General features: G+C 41.1%; 18 protein-coding genes and 1 riboswitch. Of the genes, 6 read left to right on the top strand and 12 right to left on the bottom strand.

The window, feature by feature from the left end:
• Positions 1–66: 66 nt before the first annotated feature.
• The 3 genes from F8R90_RS22805 to F8R90_RS22795 form a co-directional block, all read right to left on the bottom strand.
• The gene (locus F8R90_RS22805) at positions 67–762 is read right to left on the bottom strand and encodes a hypothetical protein (protein WP_196512575.1); all 696 of its coding nucleotides are present in this window, start codon (positions 760–762) and stop codon (positions 67–69) included.
• On the bottom strand, positions 737–2008 hold the full coding sequence (locus F8R90_RS22800) for an urease accessory protein UreH domain-containing protein (RefSeq protein ID WP_196512574.1): 1272 nt from the start codon (positions 2006–2008) through the stop codon (positions 737–739). The genes F8R90_RS22805 and F8R90_RS22800 overlap by 26 nt, the downstream gene beginning before the upstream one ends.
• A gap of 429 nt (positions 2009–2437) precedes the next feature.
• A complete protein-coding gene (locus tag F8R90_RS22795; protein ID WP_196512573.1) occupies positions 2438–2656 on the bottom strand; it encodes a hypothetical protein in 219 nt (72 codons plus the stop codon).
• A gap of 437 nt (positions 2657–3093) precedes the next feature.
• Between F8R90_RS22795 and F8R90_RS22790 the strand changes: the two genes are divergently transcribed.
• Positions 3094–4149 carry a M28 family peptidase gene (locus tag F8R90_RS22790; protein ID WP_196512572.1) on the top strand — a complete coding sequence of 352 codons (1056 nt, stop codon included), beginning with the start codon at positions 3094–3096 and terminating at the stop codon, positions 4147–4149.
• 1 nt (position 4150) lies between these two features.
• On the opposite strand, the gene F8R90_RS22785 is transcribed toward F8R90_RS22790, so the two are convergent.
• Positions 4151–4603, bottom strand: a complete 453-nt coding sequence (locus F8R90_RS22785) for a hypothetical protein (RefSeq protein WP_196512571.1) — start codon at positions 4601–4603, stop codon at positions 4151–4153.
• 522 nt (positions 4604–5125) lie between these two features.
• On the opposite strand from F8R90_RS22785, the gene F8R90_RS22780 reads away from it, so the two are divergent.
• From F8R90_RS22780 to F8R90_RS22770, 3 genes are all read left to right on the top strand, one after another.
• The gene (locus F8R90_RS22780) at positions 5126–6799 is read left to right on the top strand and encodes an alpha/beta hydrolase (RefSeq protein ID WP_196512570.1); all 1674 of its coding nucleotides are present in this window, start codon (positions 5126–5128) and stop codon (positions 6797–6799) included.
• 758 nt (positions 6800–7557) lie between these two features.
• Positions 7558–8229, top strand: a complete 672-nt coding sequence (locus F8R90_RS22775) for a DUF6875 domain-containing protein (RefSeq protein ID WP_196512569.1) — start codon at positions 7558–7560, stop codon at positions 8227–8229.
• 164 nt (positions 8230–8393) lie between these two features.
• Positions 8394–8858, top strand: a complete 465-nt coding sequence (locus tag F8R90_RS22770) for a CYTH domain-containing protein (protein WP_196512568.1) — start codon at positions 8394–8396, stop codon at positions 8856–8858.
• A gap of 138 nt (positions 8859–8996) precedes the next feature.
• Here F8R90_RS22770 and F8R90_RS22765 read toward each other — a convergent pair whose 3' ends face one another.
• From F8R90_RS22765 to F8R90_RS22750, 4 genes are all read right to left on the bottom strand, one after another.
• Positions 8997–9803, bottom strand: coding sequence for a pentapeptide repeat-containing protein (locus tag F8R90_RS22765; protein ID WP_196512567.1), 807 nt, complete (start codon positions 9801–9803; stop codon positions 8997–8999).
• A 10-nt stretch (positions 9804–9813) separates the two neighbouring features.
• Positions 9814–10455, bottom strand: a complete 642-nt coding sequence (locus tag F8R90_RS22760; protein ID WP_100900887.1) for a hypothetical protein — start codon at positions 10453–10455, stop codon at positions 9814–9816.
• Positions 10456–10932: 477 nt separating this feature from the next.
• Positions 10933–11130 carry a hypothetical protein gene (locus F8R90_RS22755; protein ID WP_196512566.1) on the bottom strand — a complete coding sequence of 66 codons (198 nt, stop codon included), beginning with the start codon at positions 11128–11130 and terminating at the stop codon, positions 10933–10935.
• Positions 11131–11234: 104 nt separating this feature from the next.
• Positions 11235–12506 (bottom strand): glycosyltransferase, encoded by a 1272-nt coding sequence (locus F8R90_RS22750; RefSeq protein WP_196512565.1) that lies wholly within the window; start codon positions 12504–12506, stop codon positions 11235–11237.
• Positions 12507–12669: 163 nt separating this feature from the next.
• A riboswitch (cyclic di-AMP (ydaO/yuaA leader) is annotated at positions 12670–12869 on the bottom strand.
• Between the two features lie 548 nt (positions 12870–13417).
• Here F8R90_RS22750 and F8R90_RS22745 point away from each other — a divergent pair.
• Positions 13418–14404 (top strand): DUF1350 family protein, encoded by a 987-nt coding sequence (locus F8R90_RS22745; RefSeq protein WP_196512564.1) that lies wholly within the window; start codon positions 13418–13420, stop codon positions 14402–14404.
• An 88-nt stretch (positions 14405–14492) separates the two neighbouring features.
• On the opposite strand, the gene argC is transcribed toward F8R90_RS22745, so the two are convergent.
• On the bottom strand, positions 14493–15464 hold the full coding sequence (argC, locus tag F8R90_RS22740) for an N-acetyl-gamma-glutamyl-phosphate reductase (protein WP_196512578.1): 972 nt from the start codon (positions 15462–15464) through the stop codon (positions 14493–14495).
• 1311 nt (positions 15465–16775) lie between these two features.
• Between argC and F8R90_RS22735 the strand changes: the two genes are divergently transcribed.
• Entirely contained in the window at positions 16776–18062 is a 1287-nt protein-coding gene (locus F8R90_RS22735; RefSeq protein WP_196512563.1) for an MFS transporter, read from the top strand.
• A gap of 4 nt (positions 18063–18066) precedes the next feature.
• Here the strand turns inward: F8R90_RS22735 and glpK are convergent, their stop codons facing one another.
• From glpK to F8R90_RS22720, 3 genes are all read right to left on the bottom strand, one after another.
• A complete protein-coding gene (gene glpK / locus F8R90_RS22730) occupies positions 18067–19581 on the bottom strand; it encodes a glycerol kinase GlpK (RefSeq protein ID WP_196512562.1) in 1515 nt (504 codons plus the stop codon).
• A gap of 151 nt (positions 19582–19732) precedes the next feature.
• A complete protein-coding gene (locus tag F8R90_RS22725; RefSeq protein ID WP_196512561.1) occupies positions 19733–20902 on the bottom strand; it encodes a PAS domain S-box protein in 1170 nt (389 codons plus the stop codon).
• Between the two features lie 1038 nt (positions 20903–21940).
• Positions 21941–23230, bottom strand: coding sequence for a hypothetical protein (locus F8R90_RS22720; protein WP_196512560.1), 1290 nt, complete (start codon positions 23228–23230; stop codon positions 21941–21943).
• Positions 23231–24168: the final 938 nt, after the last annotated feature.

The following is a 24168-nucleotide window of genomic DNA, read 5'->3' as shown; positions in this document are numbered from 1 at the left end:
GGGCTCGGAGATGTGTATAAGAGACAGCCCCCTGCTCCCCTTGCCCCTGCCCTCACTCCCCGCTCCCTACTCGCTACCGCTTCTCATGCTTCGCAGTACGACAACTAAAATGCCGATAAATCCGAGAATTGGAAGTGCGATCGCCCAAATTGGTAATTGCTGAGATTCACCCTCTACTAAATCGCCATTGACATTTCGTTGGTTTCGTGTGTTTTGCGTAGATCCACCGGCCACAGTAACTTCAAATTTGAACTCAAACGGTTTGAATCTTGCCCCAGAGACTGGTTTACCATTTAGTTGCAACTCATAAATACCTGGCTTAGGAAAGACAACTTCCGCACCTGGGATGCCTTGATAGCGTTCAGCTGCCACAGGTTCTAATTGTGGTTCTAACAGTGGTGGCTCTCCAGCTGCATAGGGTTGGGCATAAACAGCCAACCGACAATTACACTGTGAGAGGGGAATCACCCTTCCACCTCTGCGGGTAAGTGCAAACCAAGCTTGGCTTGGTTCTCCAGCCCGGGGATTATCATTTGGTTCAATGTGGAGGGTGCCGCCGACATCTCCTGCTATCTCCACCTTATGAGCAGAGGCAGAGGAAAGATTAGTTATTGGTATAACTAAGCAACTCAGGAATAATAAATACTTTATTGTTCCTTGATGCCAGGAAATACCTTTGAGCGGGCAAAGCCTCTGTTTTTGACTCGTTGGGATGAAGCCAGAAAATAAGGATGATTTACCGCGATTTGGTTGGGGGGACATAAAACTTTTCTACGGCTAACTTTGACCAAAAAAAGCGCGATCGCACCATCAATACACCGAGGGTAATAATTACCATCAGTACTGCCGCTAATTTATTTCCCCAAGTTGATTGCAAGGAACCCAGGTAATGGGAACCAATCAACACGGCATGAATGGCGCTCAAGAGCAAGGCTGGCACACCCAATAGATGAATCTGTCGCCAACGCTTGCCCAAAGATTTCTGCAAAGATTCCCAACTCGTTAAAGCGGCGGGGGACATTAATACCAATGCTACAGCACCCGCAGCCATACCCCACTGAAATTCTGGCGGCAGGAAAGAAAAGGCGGCAAAATTCCATTGCAATGAGTGTTCTATCATGTGGACGGTGTGAACCACAGAAAGCACAAAAGCTCCCACTCCTAAGCCCCGGCGGTAACGCAGTGGTGAAGCCCACAAGCCACTAATAGGACGCGCAATTAGTGCCAAGATTAAGCAGATTAACGCGGCGTGTCCGGTGTAATCTACCATTGTGTCACCAGTCCGCAATAAGGTGATGACGCCAATAGTGAGTGTCACCCAACCACCTAATCGAAACAACTGACTGCGCCTGTCTTTACTTACCAATGAGGTGGAAACGCCTACACCTAGCATAGTGGGCAGAGTTCCCAGCCCAAAAGCCAGCATAGTTACTCCACCCATCCATAAATTGCCAGTTTCAGCGGCTTTAATTTGGGCAGCATACAGGAAACCACAGGGCATTAAACCCCAAGTCATCCCTAAAAGCAATGGTGTCCACCATTTGGTTTTGAAGGAAAGCTTGATCATTCCCGCACTCAGGCGATCGTGTAAACTACCTTGTAATAAAGGGTGTAACACGGGAATGCGCGGCAACAAATCGGGTTTTACTTGTCCTAAGCCAAACCAAATCAGCATTACACCAGTCAGAATTGCCATCCAGCGGCGAAAACCACTGCCAACACCCGCTAGCTGTCCACCTTGTAGCAATACCGAACCCAGTGCCCCAATGCCAGCACCGACTAAAGCATAGCTCAACATCCGCCCCAGATTTAGCAAGATATGAAATTTTAATTGCTGTTGCCAAGTGTCGGACTTTTCTAAGGTTGATGTCCGTCCCAAGGAGACTGTTTGTGGAATTTTCGGCTGATGAGATAGGGAAAACGCCACTGTTAGAGGGCCACACATCCCAAAGCAATGTCCAAAACTCCCCAGGAACCCCAGGATTGTGATCAGCAGTAAATCTACCATAAAAAAAGTCCTGAGTTCTGAGTCATGAGTCCTGAGTGTCAGAATAAAGATTTTGAAGAATTAAGAAGAAATTGTTTTCTCTTCTTCTTTGCTCAGTACCCAGTACTCAGCATTCCTCTAGTGCGGCACTGTAAGTGAAGTTGCGATCGCTGTCAAAAGACAAACCGTCAAACTTGATTATGACGGTAGCAGTGCCATTTTGTGAGGTGCTGAAAATTAAGAGGCTAAATCACCTATTGAAAATATGGCTATCTAACTGAGAATAAAATCCGACCTTTTTGGAAATTACTCAAGCTAATGTACTTAAGAAATACATTAGGAGTAATACTTTGTGACTACCTCTATAGAAGCTTCGGTAGAAGACTCTGGATAATTGGATTGATGTCGATTTCCAAAAGTTGCGTCAAGTGTTTCCCGAATAGTATCTCGCTATTTTTGGAAAACATCAAGTTGCTCACGCAGATATTCTTCTTTAAGCTGCAATAAATCAGAAGAATCGGGGCAATTGTCGAGATCGCGAACCACACTCGACCAAAACATTAACCCATGCTTGTTCAAGGCATTCCTTAGGCAAGCAGAGGATACCAAAGTCCACTGTTGAAAGAATCTGTTCAGTTTCTTGAAGCCAAGCTGATCTTGAACTTCCATCAATATCTAAAATGAAGGTTTCAATCTGTGGATGCTTAAAAATGACATCTCTAATTTTTTCAGCTTGGTATTTACTATTGTTACCAGCCCAAGCAATGAGAACTTTGCGTTTACCTTGCTTGGCTTGAAGGCGGTCAGAAAGGATTTTCTGTAATTTAGATAGTTTTCCAGACCCTGCACCAGTGATTCGGAACTTGGTATAGATTCGTATTTATAAAATCCTGTACTAAGTAGGAGCAAGTTTCGATAGCACATTTGTTAACAAATGTGGTGTTAGAACTTTTGCAAAAGTCTATGTTTTGGAGATTCAACCACAGATGAACATCGATGTTCATCTGTGGTTCCCTTTTCACTTATTCACATTTTTGCAAGAAGTCTAGTTCATTCTGCCTAGGGATTCGCGCTACCCTAAGTCTGGAAGCCAAGGATATAATCACATGAAAAAATGGATTTGGCTGATGCTGTTGGTGCTGATGGCAGTTGCAGTGGTGGGTAGTAGGGGTAGCACGTTTTTTGAACAACGTCCCTCACCAGAAATTGTTGAGAGCATTCCAGTGGAAACACCCCAACCACAGCCAGAGTCAAAGGAAGTTGACAGTGCGCCGCAAGTGTCTGCTGACAAGCTGTTAACTCATATCCAAAAGTTGAATTTTCAGCGCTACACAACAAAAGAGCGATCGCTTACTCGCACTTATATCACAACTGAACTGAAAAAATTAGGCTGGAAGCCCAAATTAGAAAAGTTCTCCAACGGTGTAAATATTTTTGCCGAACGCCCAGGAACTAACAAAGCATCTGGAGCAATTCTCGTAGGAGCACATTACGACACTGTTGCCTTATCCCCTGGTGCTGATGATAACGCTAGTGGTATAGCTGTAGCGCTGGAAGTAGCGCGGTTGCTTGGTTCCCGTCCCACACCACGGACGTTACAGCTAGCTTTTTTCGACCAAGAAGAAGCAGGACTTTTGGGTAGTCAGGCTTTCGTGAGCAAGACAGCACGCTTGCAAAATTTGGGTGGAGCGATCGTTATGGATATGGTGGGTTATGCATGTTACACATCTGGGTGCCAGAAATACCCTGCTGGATTGCCTGTTACGCCGCCCAGCGACAAAGGCGACTTTTTGGCAATAGTTGGTGATACAGAACATTTGCCTTTACTGAGTGCCTTTCAAAACTCACAGATACTCCCTTCAACCGCCCTGAATAAACAGGAATCAAATCTGCCACCAGTCCTAACATTACCAATTCCTTTTAAAGGTTTACTGACACCAGACACTCTACGCAGCGACCATGCACCATTTTGGTATCAGGGTGTGGGTGCTGTGCTGGTCACAGATACCGCAAATTTGCGGAGTCCGCACTATCATAAGCTTACCGATGTTCCTGCGACTATCGAGCGATCGTTTTTCACAGGAGCAGCACAGATTGTAATTAATGCTACTACTGCCTTGCTAGAGAAAAATGAGGTTTTGGAAACTCAACCACCAAGCTGAATTATGAATTATGTTGACTAGGTTTTAGTTCAGGGAAAGTTAATGTCCAATTCTTTTTATCATTAATCTGAAAGTACAAACCTTGGAGAATCAGCCGCAGAGCCGTTCGAGTTCTAATAAACTTCCTTACTAGATAAGTTCCTGGTTCAGCAAAGACACCATTAAATTTTTTTTTATGACCAAATTGTTTTGAACAGTAACTGCCAGCACCTTGGACTGTTAACACAAAAAATGGAGCTTGTTTGTATTCATCAGGAATCATAAAGATTCCATATACATGGTGACGACCACGCCACGGCTGAACAATAACCTTAGTGGCATGGACTTGAAAATTTGTAGTTGTTGATGCTAAAAAATCCTCGAAATTGCAATCAGAATCATTCACAGGCCACCACAGTGGAATAATACTCAGGGAGAGCAACAAAATTAAAATATAGCGGAGTCTGCGATGCATAAAGCCAAGAAAAATTGTTGATGCGGCTGTTAGAATTTGATGAGTAATGATAATGCAGCTACAGCAGTAAAACTATCCACCTGCAACACCTCTGCAACACGTTCTAAAGGGCAAAGACAAAACATTAAGCGGTAGGTTAAACTTTCCTGTCAAAAAAATAGCAATCAAGACATCAGCCCACAAAAAGTTCAGACTCTAGATGCGTAGTTTACCGCCGCAGGCATCGCTTACCCTGTTCTAGAGCTTCGTTACAGTATTAAAAATAGCTGAGAAACAATCGGACTTTTGTCGCTGTTAACACTGATTTATGCTCAAATTTTTAGTTGTGATTAATTCTACAATTTGTTGTTTTTGTTATGTTTTGGATGAACTTTGTTCGGATCAGCAGATGCTTTGAGGAGATCAGGGCGCTCGCTATTAAGTTCAAGAAAAAATCTGCTTGTATTTCTAGGTAATTAATGGGGTAGTCAAATACATAAATATTCGTTATATTCCCGTAAGTAACACTTTGTATAAATGTTTATGGGAAGAAGTTGGCGAAGTCTTAAGGCAGTTGCGAGTTTCTTTGGTGCAATTGCACTTACACAGTTCGGGGTAAATACTTCGGCCATTGCGGCTGACACAGTTGTTGTGCGTTTGGGTTTATTTACAGAAACCATCTCGCTTGCTGAGTTGCGAAAGGCTGCAAAAACTGGGGAATTGCCTGCGAGTTTGCAGCCTTACGCTAAAGGATTATCTGAACAACAACGCCGCTTCCTCTTGGGAGCGCTGGGTATGAATATACCGATGAATGTTGTCACCATTAATAGGTTAGTTAATACCCAGATTGGTACAAGTATTCTCAATGACCTCGCTACAGCCTTAGCCCGAAAGGACAAAGCTGGGGTACAAGCACTCAGAGGAGGATTGGTATTAGGCTCTACGGCACCAGAGGGTCTTTCTATACTGAGCTTTATCGCCGCTTATCCCAGTAAACGCCTAGAAATTGATTTGCCACAGGCTTTTATAGTTGCAGGGAGTTTGAATACAGCTTTTTGGCGCACCCAGCAATTTATGCTGGCGTTGACACGTAGCGGCTTGTCGTCAGACATCGCTTCTCAACTGGACTCCAAAACACCGCAGATTGCTTTCTCTTTTGATCCCAGCCAACCAGGAAGCGCTCAAGTAAAAACACTTAACTTAAGCCTGAATGACCAAAAGCGCGACCGTAAAATTCCAGTTGATATTTACTGGTCAACTGCTGCAACTGCCAATAAACCCGTAATTGTCTTTTCTCACGGCTTCGGGTCAGTCCGCACGGACTTGCGTTACCTGGCAGAACATTTAGCATCCCACGGTTATGTAGTAGCAGCTTTAGAACATCCCGGTAGTAATGAGGCAAATACTAACTTAGCATTACAAGGTAAAACCAGAGTTGTGAAGCCTCAGGAGTTTTTAAATCGTCCTCAAGATATTAGTTTTGTTCTCGACGAATTAGAAAAACTTAACCAAACAACTAATAATCCCCTTGCTAGGAAACTTGCAACCACAAACGCGATGGTTGTTGGCTATTCATTTGGTGGTGGTACAGCTTTAACAGTTGCTGGAGCCGAGTTACAACTGGAACGACTCAAACAACGCTGCAAAAAAAACTTGGTTGTCTTAAGTCTGGCAGAAGGTATGCAGTGTATCGCTCAAGAGCTACCTGAAAATAGCTATCAACTGCGGGATACTAGAATCAAACAGGCGATCGCTCTCAATCCTACAACTTCTCTGATTTTTGGCGAAACTGGGTTAACTAAGGTACAAGTTCCTACCCTAGTTTTAGCTGGTTCCGCAGATAAAACTACCCCAGCTTTAACTGAACAGATTGTGGGATTTGACAAAATCCCATCCCCAAAATGGCTAATTGGTATAGTTGGGGGTACTCATCTAAGTGTAAAAGACCCCAGTACCACTTTGGATCAGGTAAAACAACCGAATACACCAATTAGTGGCGGTGAAGTTGTGGGTGAAGAAGCGGCTGAGGTTCGTAAGTACGTTAAAGCTATAGCCTTGGCCTTTGCTGCACAGATGACTCCAGAAGCTAAAAACTACGCTATCTTTCTGACATCAGATTATGCCCAGTTTGCTTCAACTGCGGCATTTCCATTTCGCCTAATTACGCAGATTCCTCCTGATGCTATGGCAGTGGTGAAAGAATTTGTTGAGAAATAAGGGACTTCCAATTCAACAAATATCCAATTTTGTGAGTAGCTTGCCTAAGGGTATGCATAACGTACACGCAAATCGAAAAAAGCTCAACTTCCCACTCTTCCCTCGTTCTCATGCTCCGCATAGGAATGGCTATTAGAGGCTTTGCTTCAATGCGTGTCTGGCTGGAGGCGGAGCCTAGTGAATGCATTTCCCGGCGGGAGCCTGTTAACGAGGAAATCTTTATCAAACTGTTTTTAGAGCTTGTGTGTACAGGGTAGCGTAGGGGTACGGAAAATGGCAAAAGTCGCCGCTTATCCCGCCTCCCCTACGATTAATAGATAATTAACTTGTTAGATTTAATTATACTAACTTGATATTAAATGTATAGTTGCTATTAAATCTATACTAAATTTTTACAATAAAAATAAATATTTAGACATAAACTTTATAATATATTTACTAAAAATAATAGAAGCTTAAAAGTGTAAAAAAGTAGGAGCATCTACTGGATAATACATATGTATTCTAGCGAAAATGCCAAAAATAAATGAACACAATTTACTTGGTACGAAAATATGTTTGTGTATTTATTGGCGTAACCCTATTTAAATTCACAAAAACATTAAATTATTTTATCTGCTACAAGCCACAAATTAACCCAAAATAGAAAAAATAAAGGCTGATTTTATTCACTTAGACAATAATTAGTTTCAGAAAAATCATTTTTTAAAAGTAATTTTGCATTCAGATTAAACAATTACTCCATTTCACCCAAGCTCATGGAACTTTATACAACTCTTGAAATAGAACAACTTCAGCAAAACGAAGACCTTCCTTACTTGATTGAAATTATGGAGTGGGTGAAAAATTTTTTAGGAAGACCTCATCCTCATTTAGGAAGACCCGGTGCAGTTTGCCCTTTTGTGCCTTACTCCCTCAAGTCAAATAGTATTCGTCTGGCAGTTATTCACACAAAAGATTTGTATCCAGAACAATTAGAAGAGGTTGTTGGACGCTACCGAGATATCTTTCTTAAGATGGAAGTTAAAGAACAGGAATTAGCAATAAATAGAGCTTTTTTACTTATCTTTCCTGACATCCATATAGAAGATGCTCCTAAACTAGTAGATAGTGTCCAACAAAAACTTAAACCTTTATTTGTTGAGTCAGGACTGATGATCGGAGAATTTCATAAACGTAATGAAAGTCCTGGTCTACACAACCCAAACTTTCGTCCACTTCGTAGCCCTATCCCCTTGTTGGCTATCCGGTTCATGGTTGAAGCTGACCTCCCTTTTCTTCAGAGTCCGGCTGATCCACGCTTACGTATTCGGTATCTGGAAGCTTATTTAAAGTGCTTTGGTCATAAATTTACAGATGAAACAAAGTTTAAAAATGCTCATCAAGCATTAGCTTTAGCGAAAGAAGAACTTACAGCTATTTTCAGGTAAATAGACCACGTTGTAGGGGTAGAGCAATGCTTATACATGTTAATTTCAGCTAAAACTCCTTTAAGAGGATAGTGTAACTTGACTTTGGAGCGATCGCATGGAGTTATTTTTTGAAAATGACTTAGTTTTTTGATCTACAAAATCACACAATCAGGGTAAGTAAAATGGCGAAAGAAATAGAGCGCAAATATTTAGTGAGAGGAGATAGTTGGAGAGAATTAGCTGAAGGTAGTGTATATCGTCAAGGATACATTGCCACACAAGACAAAGCTACTGTACGTATACGTATAGTAGGAGAAAAAAGTTATTTGACTATTAAAGGCCCTAATATCAAATATTCGAGATTAGAGTTTGAGTATCCTATTCCTGTTAAAGATGCTCAAGAAATACTTGAAACATTATGTGAACGTCCCTTTATAGAAAAAATCAGATATAAAATAGAGTCGGGTGGCTTGATTTGGGAAATAGATGAGTTTGATGGTGTTAATAAAGGATTAATATTAGCAGAAGTTGAACTCAGTGATGAAAATCAAGAAATTGAACTACCAAGTTGGATTGGACAAGAAGTTTCAGATGACTTCAGATATTTCAACAGCAATTTAGTAAAACATCCTTTTTCACAATGGTAATTGCCAAAATATAGGGAGCATTCCAATTCATTCAAGCTTAATTAAGCTAATTAACTCAGCGGTGCCGGGTGATTTTGCATTACAAACAAGTTTAAGCTCAGAAAATGAATGTAAACGTCAATTACTTTTTCTTGTTAATTAATTGTGCCTTGAAGCGTCAGGCATAATTGCCTCCTGAAGATTTACGCCGCTGAGGTTAGCTCCCCTAAGGTCGGCTCCTCTAAGGTTAGCTCCTCTGAGATTCGCCCCTGCCAAATTCGCGCCTCTAAGGTTAGTCCAACTCAAGTCAGCTTGACTCAAATCAGCTTCATTTAGGTTAGCTTGCAGCAGGTAAGCACCACTTAGGTGAGCCTTGTTTAGATTAGCTTTGTATAAGTCAGTTTTGTAAAGATAAGCCCCCAAAACTTCCGCCTCGTACAAACTCGCCTCGCTGAGGTCAGCCGCAATCAAGTTAGCTTCAATGAGGTTGGCAAAAGAAAGATTAGTTCGTATTAGCTTCGCTGCACCTAAATCGGCATCTCTCAAGTTAGCGCCTCTTAAGTCAGTCCCAATTAGATTAGCATGAGCGATCGCAGCGCCTCTAAGATTCGCGTTACTCAAGTCGGCTCCAATGAAATTGGCATGACTCAAATCTGCCTGCGTAAGTATAGCACCACTCAAGTTAGCAACACTGAAGTTAGCATCACTCAAGTTAGCTTCAACAAGAAAGGCTTTGTAGAGATTGGCACTACTGAGGTCGGCACCACTAAGGTTTGCCCGCACGAGTAAAGCATTACCTAAATCCACCTTGTTCAAGTTTACCCCCTGGAGGTTTGCGCCTCTGAGGTTATCTCCTTGGAGGTTTGCAGCGCTGAGGTCTGGTTCAATCTGGGGATTTTTCTTTCTCCACTCAATCCATGTAACTGCACCTGCTTTCAGTAAAGCTAGATGCTCTCGATTTGCCATTTTCTTTCCTTTACTCCTGACGCATACCCAAAGGATTTGCCCGACCAGCTACACTTTCAATCGCCGTTAAAGCTCCCGCCGCACCTGCTAGAATATCTCTTTCATGTCCACCTAAGTAAAGCCGTCCAAAACTACCTACAGCTTGAACCTCAAGAATGTTGATTGATGCCGCTTTCTCAGCTTCATTCGCAGCTAGTGCGGCGTAAGCAGCAGGTTCCACTTCTAATACATACAGCGTTTGCCCTGCTAGTAATAGCTGTCCCCGTCGCGTGCGATTAATAAGTTGTGTTTGGTAAGCATCGATATTGCGGATAATTTGGCTAGAAACAACACGCGGTTTGAGACATTCGTCTTTTCGGACTCCCAATGCAGCCAAAATTGCTTGCCCAGCAGCTCGCGTTTCACCTTGGGAGCTAGAATGAACTTCCAATAGTCCGTACAGTCGTTCAACTACCTGTACTCCCGGACGAACAGAGGCAGCTTTCAGAGCTACATCCGTAATTTTATTAATTTCGATACCAGGAGAGATTTCAATCCACAGTGATGTATCTCCTGGTAATGGTAAGAAGCCTTGGGCTACTGTTCCCATATATGCTGCATGTTGAGGTTGCAGGCTGTCGAGAAATACGAAACTGCGTAGTTCTATTCCCAAGATTTTGCTCTCCAGTCATAAGGGTAAAAGTTATCTATTGCAAGATATGAGCGCCTAACTTGGGGTATTTTAGCCACAAGTGAAGGATGGAAAAACACAAAGTAGAACAATTTTGCTGTCGATAAATTTTACACCTGAGAAGTATTCTGGCAGTAAAAACCGCCTTGACAATTGTACAAGCTTTATTACACACAAATCGCTGCCTGCAATGGCTAACTGGTCTTGATTTACTGATAAATTTGATGTTTCAAAAAAACTCTTTAGCCAAATTGAAGCGGGGAAAGTTCAGTGAACTTTCCCCGCTATCTTCAAAATGCTGCTAAAATCGCAGCCAATCAACTAGTACTTTATGCTTGGTTTGTAGTCTCAAATCAAGGACTAAAGTCCTGACTACGAACTTATTCACTCATAAAAGTTGGTGTGGTGGACTATTAGATTTGTTTTTCTATATAAACGCAGAAAAATAAATCTATTAGTTTATCCTGCGTTTGTGAGTACCCAAGTGGAGTAAGCATCCTCGACAAATCTGCTTTGATGACGAGTTCCTTTATGCTTGCTCACTCTGACTTTGAGGGTGGTTATGTAAACTCCATCCATTACTTGATGTCCATAACCACAAACTTGACCAACTTGCCCTGTTATTTGATGCAAAGCATAATCTCCGATATTCAGCATAATTCTGACTGCCTAATTAACTAGGTTGAGTAGTTTGTGTTTGACTATTTGGGCACGGCAAAACCGCTCTGATGATATTAGTTCCGCGTTCAAAGCTGGAAAAATTAAGCTGCAATCCGAGTTCGGGTATTAGGTGCAGTTGGAGCCAGCAGACGAGTGTAAAGTTGAGTCAGTCGGAATCCTACACTATACCAACTAAAGGCAATTTCTGTCCGTTGTCGAGCCGCTTCACCTAACTGGTCTCGCCAAGCTGGGTTGATGAGAATGCGGTCTATGGCAGCAGCAAAAGCTACTTCATCTTTGGGGGGCGCAAGTAACCCTGTGACTTCTGGTACAACAGTAAACTGTAGCCCACCAACATTACTAGCGACGACAGGAGTCTTACTAGCCATTGCCTCAATGGCAACTAAACCAAAAGGTTCATAGTGACTAGGCACTACGCAGACATCAGCGGCGGCGTAGTAGAAGGGGAGGACAGTTTCATCTAAGCGACCAGCAAAGGTTGTACAATTTTCTAATCCGAGTTCAGTAACAATGCTAGCAATGCGATCGCGTTCTATTCCATCACTCTGACCTGGACGGCTACCACCCCCAATCACTAGCTGGAGATTAGCTTCACCTCTTAAACTAGATTTGGCAATAGCTCGTACCAAGGTTTCAATACCTTTGCGGCGGTCAAAGCGACCAACGTAGAGAACCATTTTGGCATCTGGTGCAATTCCCAACTTTTCCCGCGCCGCAGACCGCTGAATTTCTCCAAATTTATCAGTATCAGTGCCACAGGGAATCATTTCAATGTTTCCTTTACTGGAAACGAGTAACCGCATATGTTTTTGCTCTTGCGGACTAGTTGCAACCACACAGTCTACAGTTTCCAAGCAGGCTTTTTCTACAGCTAATCGCTGGGTAGCAATTACGGGAACATCACCAATACTTCTGTATTTAACCGCTCCTAAAGAGTGGTAAGTATGTACCTGAATCAGTGGTTGCTGCTTTTTCAATTCCATGCCGACCCAAGATGATAACCAGTAGTTGGTATGAATTAAGGAGTAATGAAACCCTTGGCGCAACTGGAATTGCTGGAATTCTTCGATGAATTCAGGTAAATGGTCGAACAAGTTATCTCGCCCAATAAACTTAGCTGGGCCCGCTTTTAACCGAATAGTACGACAGTTTGGGCTATGTTGAATGTAGGCAGCTTGTTCAGGACTACTACGACGAGTGAACATATCCACTTGCCAACCAAGCTTTGCTAAGGCATAACCTACTTGACGCACATAGACATTTTGACCTCCAGCCTCTTCTTGACCAATTTCAACCGCCGGGTCACCATCAACAGAAATTAGGGCAATGCGATGTTTCTTATTCTGGAACATAGCTGATTTTCACCTCAAGGCAATTAATCCTGCCTCAAACGCCAGAAATCAAGATAATATTATCCTTTCTTTCAACGTCGAGGGCAGGCACAACAAACCGCAAAGTTACCAGCCAAAGGACACTGACGAGAACATGGCATTACTTGTTAAGAATGCTGCTCGTTCAGTCTCTTCTCAATGCCGACGAAGTTAGCTGACGGGCTAGGACTGAGAGATGTCCTTCTTAAGAAAGTTATGAGTTAGGAGTTATGAATTTATTAACTGCTAACTTTCTTCAAAATACGCCCCAAACTTGGTTCCTCCGCTCCGGTTTACCCTTACTCACAAAACTTTTCAGGGAATATAGTGGATTAGGCAGACTGATTTATTTTTCTTCAAGGTTTATAACCTGTCATCATCAACCATGTCAAGAGTATGAACAAAAAAAGTGTGATTGAAATCACCTAAATGCCCTTTGCATCTAGCTTTCACGAATCAGACTTTAGAAGAAAATTTGAGCTTTTAATATGCTCTCAACAAGAAGCTTACTGATATTGACCGCTACATTTTATTTAGCTTCTGGGAATTAAATATTTTTCATGTTTTTAAGTGTATAAATATACTAACTACGAGCTTGATTGAATTTAATATGTTTTTTATTTGTCTAAAATATTACTCTCTCTAAAGAAATTGCCGAAATATCAAAGAGTCCATTAGAAGTTTTACGCCAATTCAATTTCACTATTGAACTACATTATTTCCTACTCTCCACTACCTTTCATAAATGCTTTGAGAGCCAACTGCGTTTACTATGTTACGAGGGCGAGCATCTCAGTTATCCAAAAAAACTTTTAAAGAATCCGAAAAGCAGCAGCTTCAATTTGGAGGTAAAGTATACACCTACCAAAATGAGATACACTCATTGCTAAGTCATGGTAAATACAAATATCAAGCTGAGATTTAAACCCGTTTCTCACAGTTGGGTTGCTCTGCATCCACAGCCTAAAGGAGTAATTCAATTTATTGCAGGGGCTTTTTTTGGTACATTTGGCCCCATGCTTTTTTATCGCTATCTACTTCAATGCCTATTTGAGCAGGGATATACAATTATTCTTCTGCCATTTAATTTTAGTTTTAACCATTATGTAGAAGCTGGTTTTCTCATGAGGGAGCAGTATGAAATTCTACCAGAGCTTGTGAGGATGGCAAGTGTTGAGGGATATGATTATGAAGCCTATCTAGATGATAAAAACTTTTCTTGGATTGGACATAGCCTTGGCTGTAAATATATCTCCCTGTTAGAAGGATTTACTGCTTTACCTCCAGAGCCTCAAGATAGAGAAAAGTTTATTCGCAACCTGCTATCTCATACTTCGGATGAGTCACAGATAAAAAGTGTCATTGCAGATATTAACATTCTGTATGATGAGCTTAAACAAAAAATTGTAGAAGTTCGGAAACTAATTTACACTTATGTAGGTCAGGAAATAAAAATTAACAGTGTCTTCATTAAGGGGCAGGTTTCTATCCTATTAGCACCTGCTATTGCTGATACAGGGAGCGCAATTCGTCCTCAATTTTTAGCGGATATCATCGATAAACTTGGTTGGGGTGTGAAACCAACCGTTGAAGAAACCCATAACTTAATCAAGGATAGTGGGCTATTTAATATCATGGGTTTAGTTTGTTTTAAGTCAGATAATATTGCTAAATTAACCTGTGAATGGTTTACTAATATTCTAAAAAAACCACCCCAAGAATTTCTACAAACTTTAGAGGGTGGACATTTAAAACCTTTAGGAATTCAACTAGGCAAGTATGTGATTAATCTTTTTGATAAACCTTTAATTGAATCAGTTCAAGAGCGAAATAGAGGCTTTGAGCATCATGTAATTCAATTGTTTGAGAAACTGAAATAGAAATCAACAAAAGTTGCTGAAAGTCCAAAAATCAGAAGTTATTAACCAATATTCCCGACTTGTTAAAAAAGTCGGGAATCTGAGCCTTTCATAACAATCCCAACTCTTCTGGAAAGCCCAGCATGATGTTTAAGTTTTGGATTGCGGCTCCCGATGCACCTTTGCCCAAGTTATCAAGACGAGCAACTAGCAACGCTTCTTTGGTAGTGTCATTTGCGAATACAAAAACCTGAACAATATTAGTGCCGTTCACTGCAATCGCATCCAAAAATATTCCGTCTCGTAGCAGAGTAGAATCTTGGTATGGAGCTACCTGCACAAATTTTTCACTTTGGTAGTAGTTAACAATTGTTTGATGAATAACCTCACCTGATGGTGGATTATCCAAAGTCCCCAGCGGCAAAGGCACCTGAACTAGCATCCCTTGCTCAAAATCCCCTACCGCTGGTACGAATAGCGGCGGCGATGCTAACTCTGAGTAATAATGCATTTCCTTGACATGCTTATGTCCAAACTGCAAACCATAGATGCCATAGGGATAAAGCGACTCTGCTCCAGCTTCCTGTTCATGGAAGGTATGGTATTGTTTGATGAGATTCTTGCCGCCACCAGAGTAGCCTGACACTGCGTTAACAGTGATAGGAAAATTACTCTTTAAAAGTCCCTTGGCAATCAACGGACGGATACAAGCCAAAAATCCTGTGGGATAACATCCTGGATTGCTGACAAACTGGGCGCTGGCAATTTTCTCTCGTTGTCCTGGATTTAGTTCAGGAAAGCCATATACCCAATTCTTAGCCGTGCGATGGGCACTACTAGCATCAAGGATCTTAACCGTAGTACTACTTACTAAGCTAACAGCTTCGCGGGCTGCATCATCAGGTAGACAGAGAATAACAACATCGACGGCATTGATTAGTTTAGCTCGCTCACTTGCATCCTTACGTTTAGAGGCCTCAATGCTAACTAACTCGATATCATCGCGTTGATTGAGACGTGAGTAAATTTGTAAGCCTGTGGTTCCTGATTCGCCATCAATGAAAATCTTCGGTTTAGTAATCATGCGTTCAGCATCCTGAGATGTCAGTAGTGTATTAAAACAGCTGTCAGTTATCAAAGTTAAAGATAGGACTTTACACCCCAAATCAAACTTACCACGCAATAGTTGTGCCTTTTAAGGGGGTTGGGGGATCTCTTGTGTGTAAGTCCTAATTAGATAATTACCTACTGAAAAACTCCGCAGACTTGACAGTAATGAGTCACGCTTTCTTTCCATACCTGGGTTTTACACTAGTATTTTATCGCTTTCAACCTTTTGCGATCGCCTGCATGAGTGCCGCTTCAACATCAAACCTACTTGGCGTATTCTCAATCTTGACAAGCAGATGATTTACCAAAAGCCGTTATTATTCAAGGCTTTCAGCTTAACAAGCGTGCCATTCGACGCTTTGATGATCTGTTTTCAAATTCTACTTTATCCTCTCCCTACTGCTAAATACGCCCGGACAATACAGGCGATTGCTCTAGCAATACTTTACTCTCCCAAGCTATCAGTACAATCGCGGTTTACAGTATTTGTTTTAAGTTGCTAGAGCATAAATTGCCAAAAAGATTGCAGATGCATAATTTGGGATTTTTTACAAAAATATTCTCCAATGATAATTTAAGTGCGCCATCTGGGAACAATTTATGAAGCTCAGGTTTTGTTCGCTACTTACCACTTAAGTAAGTGCCTAAAAAAAGAACATAAACCTGTTTACAATGCTGTCCAAATTTCCCCAATAGATAGAGGAATAAATCATCAGTGAGTAAAAAAATAGAGTTGCTGCCATCAATGTTGGCAACTGTGTCTCCTCCTTACTTAACTTAGCAACTTAGCGCAAGGAGTTTAATTTTATAAACTGCACTAAGGTTATTAATGATTTGTCAAATGCTAGCTGGGCAAAGGCAAACCATCATTGTATAAACTCCTTGCTACTGAAGAAGTCCATTCGTTTCTAGCAACTATGTACCTTGTTTGAGTAATAAATGGAGAGATGTTATCTCTAGCAACGTACCACTCAGCTTAGAGCTAAAGCTAAAAGTATAAAACTCGGCAAATCTGAGGGTATGGGTGGTAATAAGCGCTATTTTCATTACTTTGCCCAGCTATCGCTCAATCAAGGTTTATCAAGACTTTAGAGAAGCACAATTCCGGCATAACCTGACTAAAAAGGGCAATAAATAACAGAGATATTTCTCGCTCGTCAGACTGAGGAATTGATTACTCATAGCGTTATTTTTCAAATTTTTAATTATCTGAATGTGGCTTGAACAAAGCCGAATTTGATATGCAAAAAAGTAATTATCTACACTTGCAATATCTATAAAAATGCTTAATTCTGAAATTCAAAAAGACCTTCGTCATAACTTGACTGTCAATGTTGCCGAAAGTGCATTTTTTGGTTTGGCAACTGGTTTTGCTTCCTATATCACGATTATTCCTCTATTTGTTAGCGGTTTTACCAATTCTTCATCGCTTATTGGTCTGATTCCAGCTATTCCGCGTTTAGGTTGGCAACTACCTCAGCTATTGACGGCTGATAAAATAGCTCGGCTACAGTATTACAAACCAACTGTAATGTGGTTGACAATTCACCAAAAACTTCCTTTTTTTGGATTAGCACTGCTCGCTTTATTACAGCTACAACTCAATAGCCAAACTATCTTACATCTGACATTTGCCATACTCATTTGGCAGGGACTAGGCAGCGGATTTAGTGCTACTGCTTGGCAAAGCATGGTTGCTAAAATTATTCCTTCTGGAAGGCTTGGCATTTTTTATGGTGCCTTGGCGGCGGCTGCTAATCTGATGAGTATTTTTGGTGCTCTGATAGCTGGTTTACTGCTCAAGGAAATTGCCCAGCCATTTAACTTTGCTCTCTGTTTTTTGTGTGCTAGCGTTGCGATGGCTCTATCTTGGTTTTTTATGTCTAGGACGCGGGAGCCAGTAAGTAACCCATTATCTACCTTTGAAACTAGACGTGAATTTTGGGACAGTCTTAGTGTGATTCTCCGGTGCGATAAGAATTTCCGTTGCTTTGTGATCACACGTATGCTTTCACAATTAGCACTGATGCCACTTCCCTTCTATACACTCTATGCCGTACACCAACATTGGATGGGAGAAGCATCTATTGGGATAATTACTGGTGTGCTGATGGTAACGCAAACTATTGCTGGATTGGTTTTGGGTTGGGTAGGCGATCGCTGGGGTCACAAGTTGGTCTTGGAGACTGGTTCTGTTGTTTGTGCGTTTAGTTCGGTTTTAGCTGGTCTAGCAACAAATGTAAGCTGTTTTTACTTGGTGTTTATAGGAGCAGGGATAGGTATGATCGCTCTGCAAAATATTGCTGCGGTAATGACCTTAGAGTTTGGTAACCAGCGCGAACGACCAGCCTATATTGGTCTTGGCAATACCCTTGTTGCCCCTGCCACGCTTCTTGCTCCCCTATTAGGTGGATGGATAGTGGACAATATTGACTATAGAACTGCCTTCTTGGTGGCAGCTATAGGTGGATTAGTTACAGCACTGGTTTTGCACGTAGGAGTACGCGATCCACGTTATCTGGAACAAAATTTTAGTAACCATTCAGTTAAAGTCTTGCCTGAGCAGTAAGCATCTATTCCTCCCAAGCGAGAGTGCGTTTCACTGCTTTTTGCCAAGTAGCAAAGTTAGATAATGGATCATCGCTCTTCGGCTCAAATACACGTTCAATTTGCCGTTGCTGCACCAGTACTTCATAGCTCTCCCAAAATCCTACGGCTAAACCTGCTGCAAATGCTGCACCCTGAACGGTCGTATCGCGCATTATCGGACGTTCAACTCCAATACCTAATACATCAGCTTGGAACTGCATCAGAAAATTATTCTCGCAAGCTCCACCATCTACGGTTAATCGCCCAACTGGAGTACTGCTAGATGCATTAATTGCTTGCACCACTTCCAGAACTTGGTAAGCGATCGCTTCCAACACGGCGCGTACTAGATGCTCTGGTTGTACACTGGCGGTAATGCCGAAAAAGGCTCCCCTAGCACTCATATCCCAGTAGGGTGCGCCCAGTCCACTAAATGCAGGCACAAAATATACTCCGCCATTATCTGTTACCTGATTTGCCATTGCTTCAGTTTCAGCAGCAGTTTTAATCAGCTTGAGGCGATCGCGTAACCATTGAATACAAGCTCCACTAGTAAACATACTACCTTCTAAGGCATAGCCTACATCTAAAGTCCCTCTTGGATTTGCTTGTGTCCATGACACCGTGGAAATGAGTTGATGGTGCGACCGCACAATTTCAGAACCTGTGTGAGCAACCAAAAAACTACCAGTGCCATAAGTACATTTCATCAAACCGGGGCGATCGCAGCCATGACCAAATAGAGCCGCTTGCTGATCTCCCAAAATGGCAGTAATAGGAATTTCAGCGCCCAACAAAGTAGCATCAGTAACTCCAAATACTCCTAAACTAGGCTGAATCTGGGGCAAAATATGAGCCGGAATCTGAAATAGTTCTAGTAAATTCTCATCCCACTCACAGCTTTTGAGATTCATCAACATTGTACGGCTGGCGTTGCTGTGGTCAGTAGCATGGACTTTTCCGCCTGTGAGGTTCCACAACACCCAGCTATCAATAGTGCCTGCTAAGACATTGTTTAGGTCAACATCTGTAAACTTATCTAATAGCCACCTGAACTTAGTAGCAGAAAAGTAGGCATCGATGATTAATCCGGTGCGATCGTAAATTTCATGAGCATAACCTTGCTCTTGTAATTGGTGGCAAAGGGAAGCAGTGCGGCGATCTTGCCAGACGATCGCTCTATGGAGTGGCTTCCCAGTAGTTTTGTCCCAAATCAAACAGGTTTCACGCTGCACAGTCAGTCCCAGTGCTGCGATCGCTGATGCAGCAATCTGGGCATTCTCAATTGCGGTTTGCATTACCCAACAAGTATCCTGCCAGATTTGTTGAGGGTCATGTTCTAACCATCCGGGCTGAGGATAATACTGAGTTAGTTCTTTATATGCCTGCCCAACAATCTTACCGTCTGCGTTAAACACAAAGGCGCGGTTGCCTGTTGTACCTAAGTCCAGTGCTAAGATGTAGCCCGATAATGGAGTTGTGTTACCAAGTGTGTGCATAGCTACTTTGACATGCTGCAATCGCGATTTTAACAATACACGTCAAATTAGATATACATTATTTTGAGTACATTTTTGAGTACTGCGACCGCGTAGCCTTTTTGCAGGATAACAATGATGTCACATTCCCTTATAGCTATCCCATAAGTAATTAATCAAAATCTCTCAATATCATGTGTTTTTTTAAGTCAAAACTGATTATCCCTTCTTCTTGTAATTTGCCGATCAATCGTGTAATAGTTACCCTGGTAGTGCAGCAGGCGCTAGCAATATCCTCGTGAGTAAAGCGAACACTTAAGCGAGTTCCCCCCGGCACAGTTTCACCAACTTCCTGTTTCAAAAGTTGTAATAAATGGTGCAAGCGCTCTTGTACCCGTCGTCTTCCACATATTACTAAAAAACATTCTGTTTGCCGTAAGCGCTGATTAATTTTTGGTAAAAGGATATGGCTCAAGTTGGGGGAAGCTGTTATCTCTGCTGCATAAATTGACACCAGTTCAACATCAGAAAGGGCTGTTGCTTGGTAAATGTTTAAAGATGTTAAACTAGAGCCAAAAACCATTCCTACTGTTGCCAATCCTGTTAACACTTCTTCACCTGTTTCACAGTAGGTACTAAGTTTGACCAAACCCTGACAAACATACAAAATTACTAATGGATTAAGGGGAATAGTTTCTCCTTTAGAATATTTATGCACGGGACGATCATAGAAGAGGTCGCTATCATTTTTGACTACCGTTGACTCTACTCGTTTCCGTTCAGTAATATTACGTAACACCCAGCGTAGAGATGTTGCCTTACCTTGCGGATTACGAGCAACTGCCACTGTCAAAGCTGCATCGAATAATTCACCATGACGTTGTTGCAAGCGAATCAATAGTTCTCTAACTCTATCTGATTGCGATAGTCTGATAAGTTCATTGCGAAGGTGCTGACGTTCTTCTAAGGGGACGAAGTTAATCATTGGTTTGCCCACCAAAAATTGCTTTGAAACATTGAGCAATTTAGCTGCGGTATGATTAGCTTCTTCGATGATTCCTTCTGTATTAGTCACTAAATAGGCATCAGGCGCAAACTCGAATAATTCTTGATAGTGTTGGCGTTCTGTTTCTAAGCAATTCCGTGTTTGTATTAGTTCCTCATTTTGCTGAGAGAGTTCCTCTGCTGCTAACTGCACTACCTTTGAGGTGTTATAGAGTTCCTTAAAAGCTTGCGGCAGCAGATCCGGTGAAATCCAAGGCAATACACTAGCAGTTTGGTATAAATCTGCTAAACGATTGTGCAATGTTTCTGAGCGTTGGATAAATTTTTCTATGTTCACCTTAAATTCCCGCTACTTACTTGCAGAGTTTAAGCAAAAAATACACTAGGTAAATTCTTGGAGAAATTGCAGCATTCGTTGTATTAATGAGTGATAAATTTCATTAGTTATAAACTGCAATTATTATTCAATAAAACCTAAACCTATAAGAGTAGATTTATTCTAGGTTTATGACAATTTATGTTCTATGGGGCTACACGTGGTCTAATTTTTAAAATGACACCTATTAAATTTAACCTAGATGCTCAAAGCAGATTGAATCTAGGGAATTAGAGGCTGTCCATTGATAAATTTTGCACTCAAATGCTTTTTTACGAAAAAGCTTACACCATTTTGCTAAGTATTACTTCTACCTTTAGTGGGAAGACTCGGTAAACTCAGCTAAATACGAATGCAAAATTAGCTGACCTTAAATTATGCCAATTTCTGACTAAACTTATAACCTAGTCACAATTATGACTAGTAGAGTAATTAGATAAAACAGCATGGTCAGAAAACCCTGGATCTAAAATTTAAGTTCTCATTCGTGTTTAACCCACTTTGTCATTCTCCCAATGAATGATTCAGTGCTAATAATAATTGTTTCCATGATTACTAAAATAACTGATAATCTTTTACCCAACGTCCATCACAAGCATTAAGGCACTACTACCAAAGATATATAAGCTAAGTTAAGTTTATTTGTGCCTGTAAATACTTTCTTCTTAACAAAAAGATTCCCGACTTCTTAGAAAAGTCGAGAATCTGAGCTTTTCAAATTTTACAAATCCATTAAGGAACTATCTGATATAAGCAATAGTAAGACTAATGGATATTAATAAGTTAAAAGCTTTTGTATAGAAGATCACATAAGAACTTAACAATTATCCGTCTCTTTAGTTAGAGGATAAATCAAGCAGTAAGCTGGTGTAATTTAAAAATGCGTAACAGCTTATCAACGCGCAAGTTATAAGGAGTGATAGGTGAGGTCTAAATATTATAAAATCTCATCTCATCACTCCTTTTTACTTACTTCAGTTTACAGCGCTTTTCAAGTAATTAACGGATGCCATCATTATCAATAGCGCTGTAACTGTCGCTGGGAAAAAGCCCCAACCAAGGGTCAGAACTAGGAGTTAAAAATAGTTGGGCGTATACTTGTTCATTGAGCGCTTCCACGCTGCTTGTTTGCCTACCCTGCGTGAACCATTGATGAATTTGGCTGTGCAACATATATTCATTTCTGATAGTATCTAAAGCCATTGTGGCTTCAAATTTTTTCATTATCATCGGCATATCTTGTTGAGTGTTGGCAGGCTGAGACTTTTTAGCTCTGATTAAAGAAATGCTATTCTGATCTAGCTGGGCATCAGCAGCATAGAGTTGAGCGATTTTGTTCCAGACTTCCTGATCGGTTATTTCAGCTAAAGCGTCTTGATTTCGTTCAGCATCAGACTGGAGAGCATTCAGCATTGGCCTTTCAACTACCATCTTAGAAACTGCCAGAGAACTTGCTATTTCTGCTGTTGGTGGCTGACTGGAATTACTTGGAGATTGCAGCAACTGAGGGGGAGACTGGATACCCAGGCGAGATAAATCTGCAACCCATTGTGCTTGGATGGAGTTCAGGCGATCGCTGTGGTATTTTCTTAAAAAAGACTCGCGATCGCTTTGTCTAAGTTTACTGTAATTTTTTACTGCTACTTCAGCCTGCTGTAACTGACGCAAAAATGCTTTGGGACTATATAGCCCTGGAATTGCATCGATTGGACGACCTGACCCATCCAATATATAGTGAATACTATTGCCTGTAATCGTCCGCTCCAACTTGCGTCCGTCGCCAAAATCAATAGTTACTTTGGGTACAGGACGCACTGTTTGCCAGTGCAAAATGAAGCGGTCTTGAAGCAGTTTAGAAATTTCACTATTCGGATACAGCGCTACCCTGAAAAACCTACTATTAGCACAACTCAAATCTTGATCCAGCCTGCCCAGCAACCGCAGAGATAAAATAGGTTTACCACTAGTTCTGGCAGCAGCTTTGGCTTGTTCTATATCAGTGTACCAGTACAGACGAGAGGCGTAACAGTCCCGTTGTTGGCAGAGTTCGTCTAAAGCTAGCCGGAGTGTAGGGGAAGGTAGAACTGCATCTGAAGAATTGATATTTAACGTATCGGCATGGGATTTAAGAAATACTTGTAACCCGCTTGGGCCCTGTTTCCGAAGCACAGAAGCTTCCTGAGATAGCTTGGAGATTTCAGCTACAGGAGTTTGAGCATCAGCTGTCTGCCAAAAACTAAAGCTGACTAGCATGAGTGTGAAGGGATATTTGAGGGTTCTAAATTTCATATATTTCCAGAAAAATAGGAGTGCGGGTTTGCCATCACTAAATAGAGAAGTCTAGTTTAACTTGTAAAAATGAACAGTTGCTCTGAAAGTTTCAGATAGGATAGTAAACCTTACAATCTCGACATAGATAAAAATTTCCTTTAATTGTTGGCTGGCTCGTATGATAGAAACAGAATGCTGCTTTAGGATGTCTATGGATAAACCCATCTAGCAATCTTATGTAAATTGTAAAGATTATCGAATAGAGAATTTCATCAATAATTTAGGACTGCTTTAAGCAAAAAAATGTATCAGTATTTCCATAAAATAGGCAGATTAGTATCCGTCCCTAAACGCATACATATATTTTTCATGAAATCCACTTCATAAAAGTCATCTTTTATTAAAAGTTTATATATTATTGATTGTAGTTCATTAAATATGCGACTTAAATACCTGATTTACTGAAAATTAGGTTTTTCAAAAATTTCAGTAAAATTCCTCTTTTAATAAGAACAGAAATTCAACTAAATTATTAATAGTTGTGCTGGCTTAGTTGATAAATAAACGTCAATTATTCCAGGTATATCTATATTGCGGACTCTCTATAAGATAGATTCCGTAATTCTAGAATAACCGCTCTCTTAAAAGGAGACCAAAGTTTAGTTTCCCTTTCCCTTCTACAAAAGGTAACTGAAGGGGTTAGATTTTTATCAATGAATCGATGTACTCAGCGGCATTCAAGTCTGAAGCATGTGGTACTAGTCTATTCATCTGAAAATCGCTGTAATCAGGTTTTATTTGTGAGTGGAGTGATTTATCTTGGAAAATCACGATTTTATTTCCAACTGAGAATAAATACAACTTCTTGAAGCTTGAAAAATTTATTAACCGATTTGAAAAATCCCCATGCAACAATATATTTCTAATCTGCTAATACTGGTATTAGGAACAAGTTC

It is taken from the genome of Nostoc sp. NZL, from assembly GCF_015714705.1.
Lineage (GTDB): Bacteria > Cyanobacteriota > Cyanobacteriia > Cyanobacteriales > Nostocaceae > Nostoc > Nostoc foliaceum_A.
Note: the sequence above shows the minus strand (reverse complement) of the source record. Positions and strands in the feature narration are given on the sequence as shown.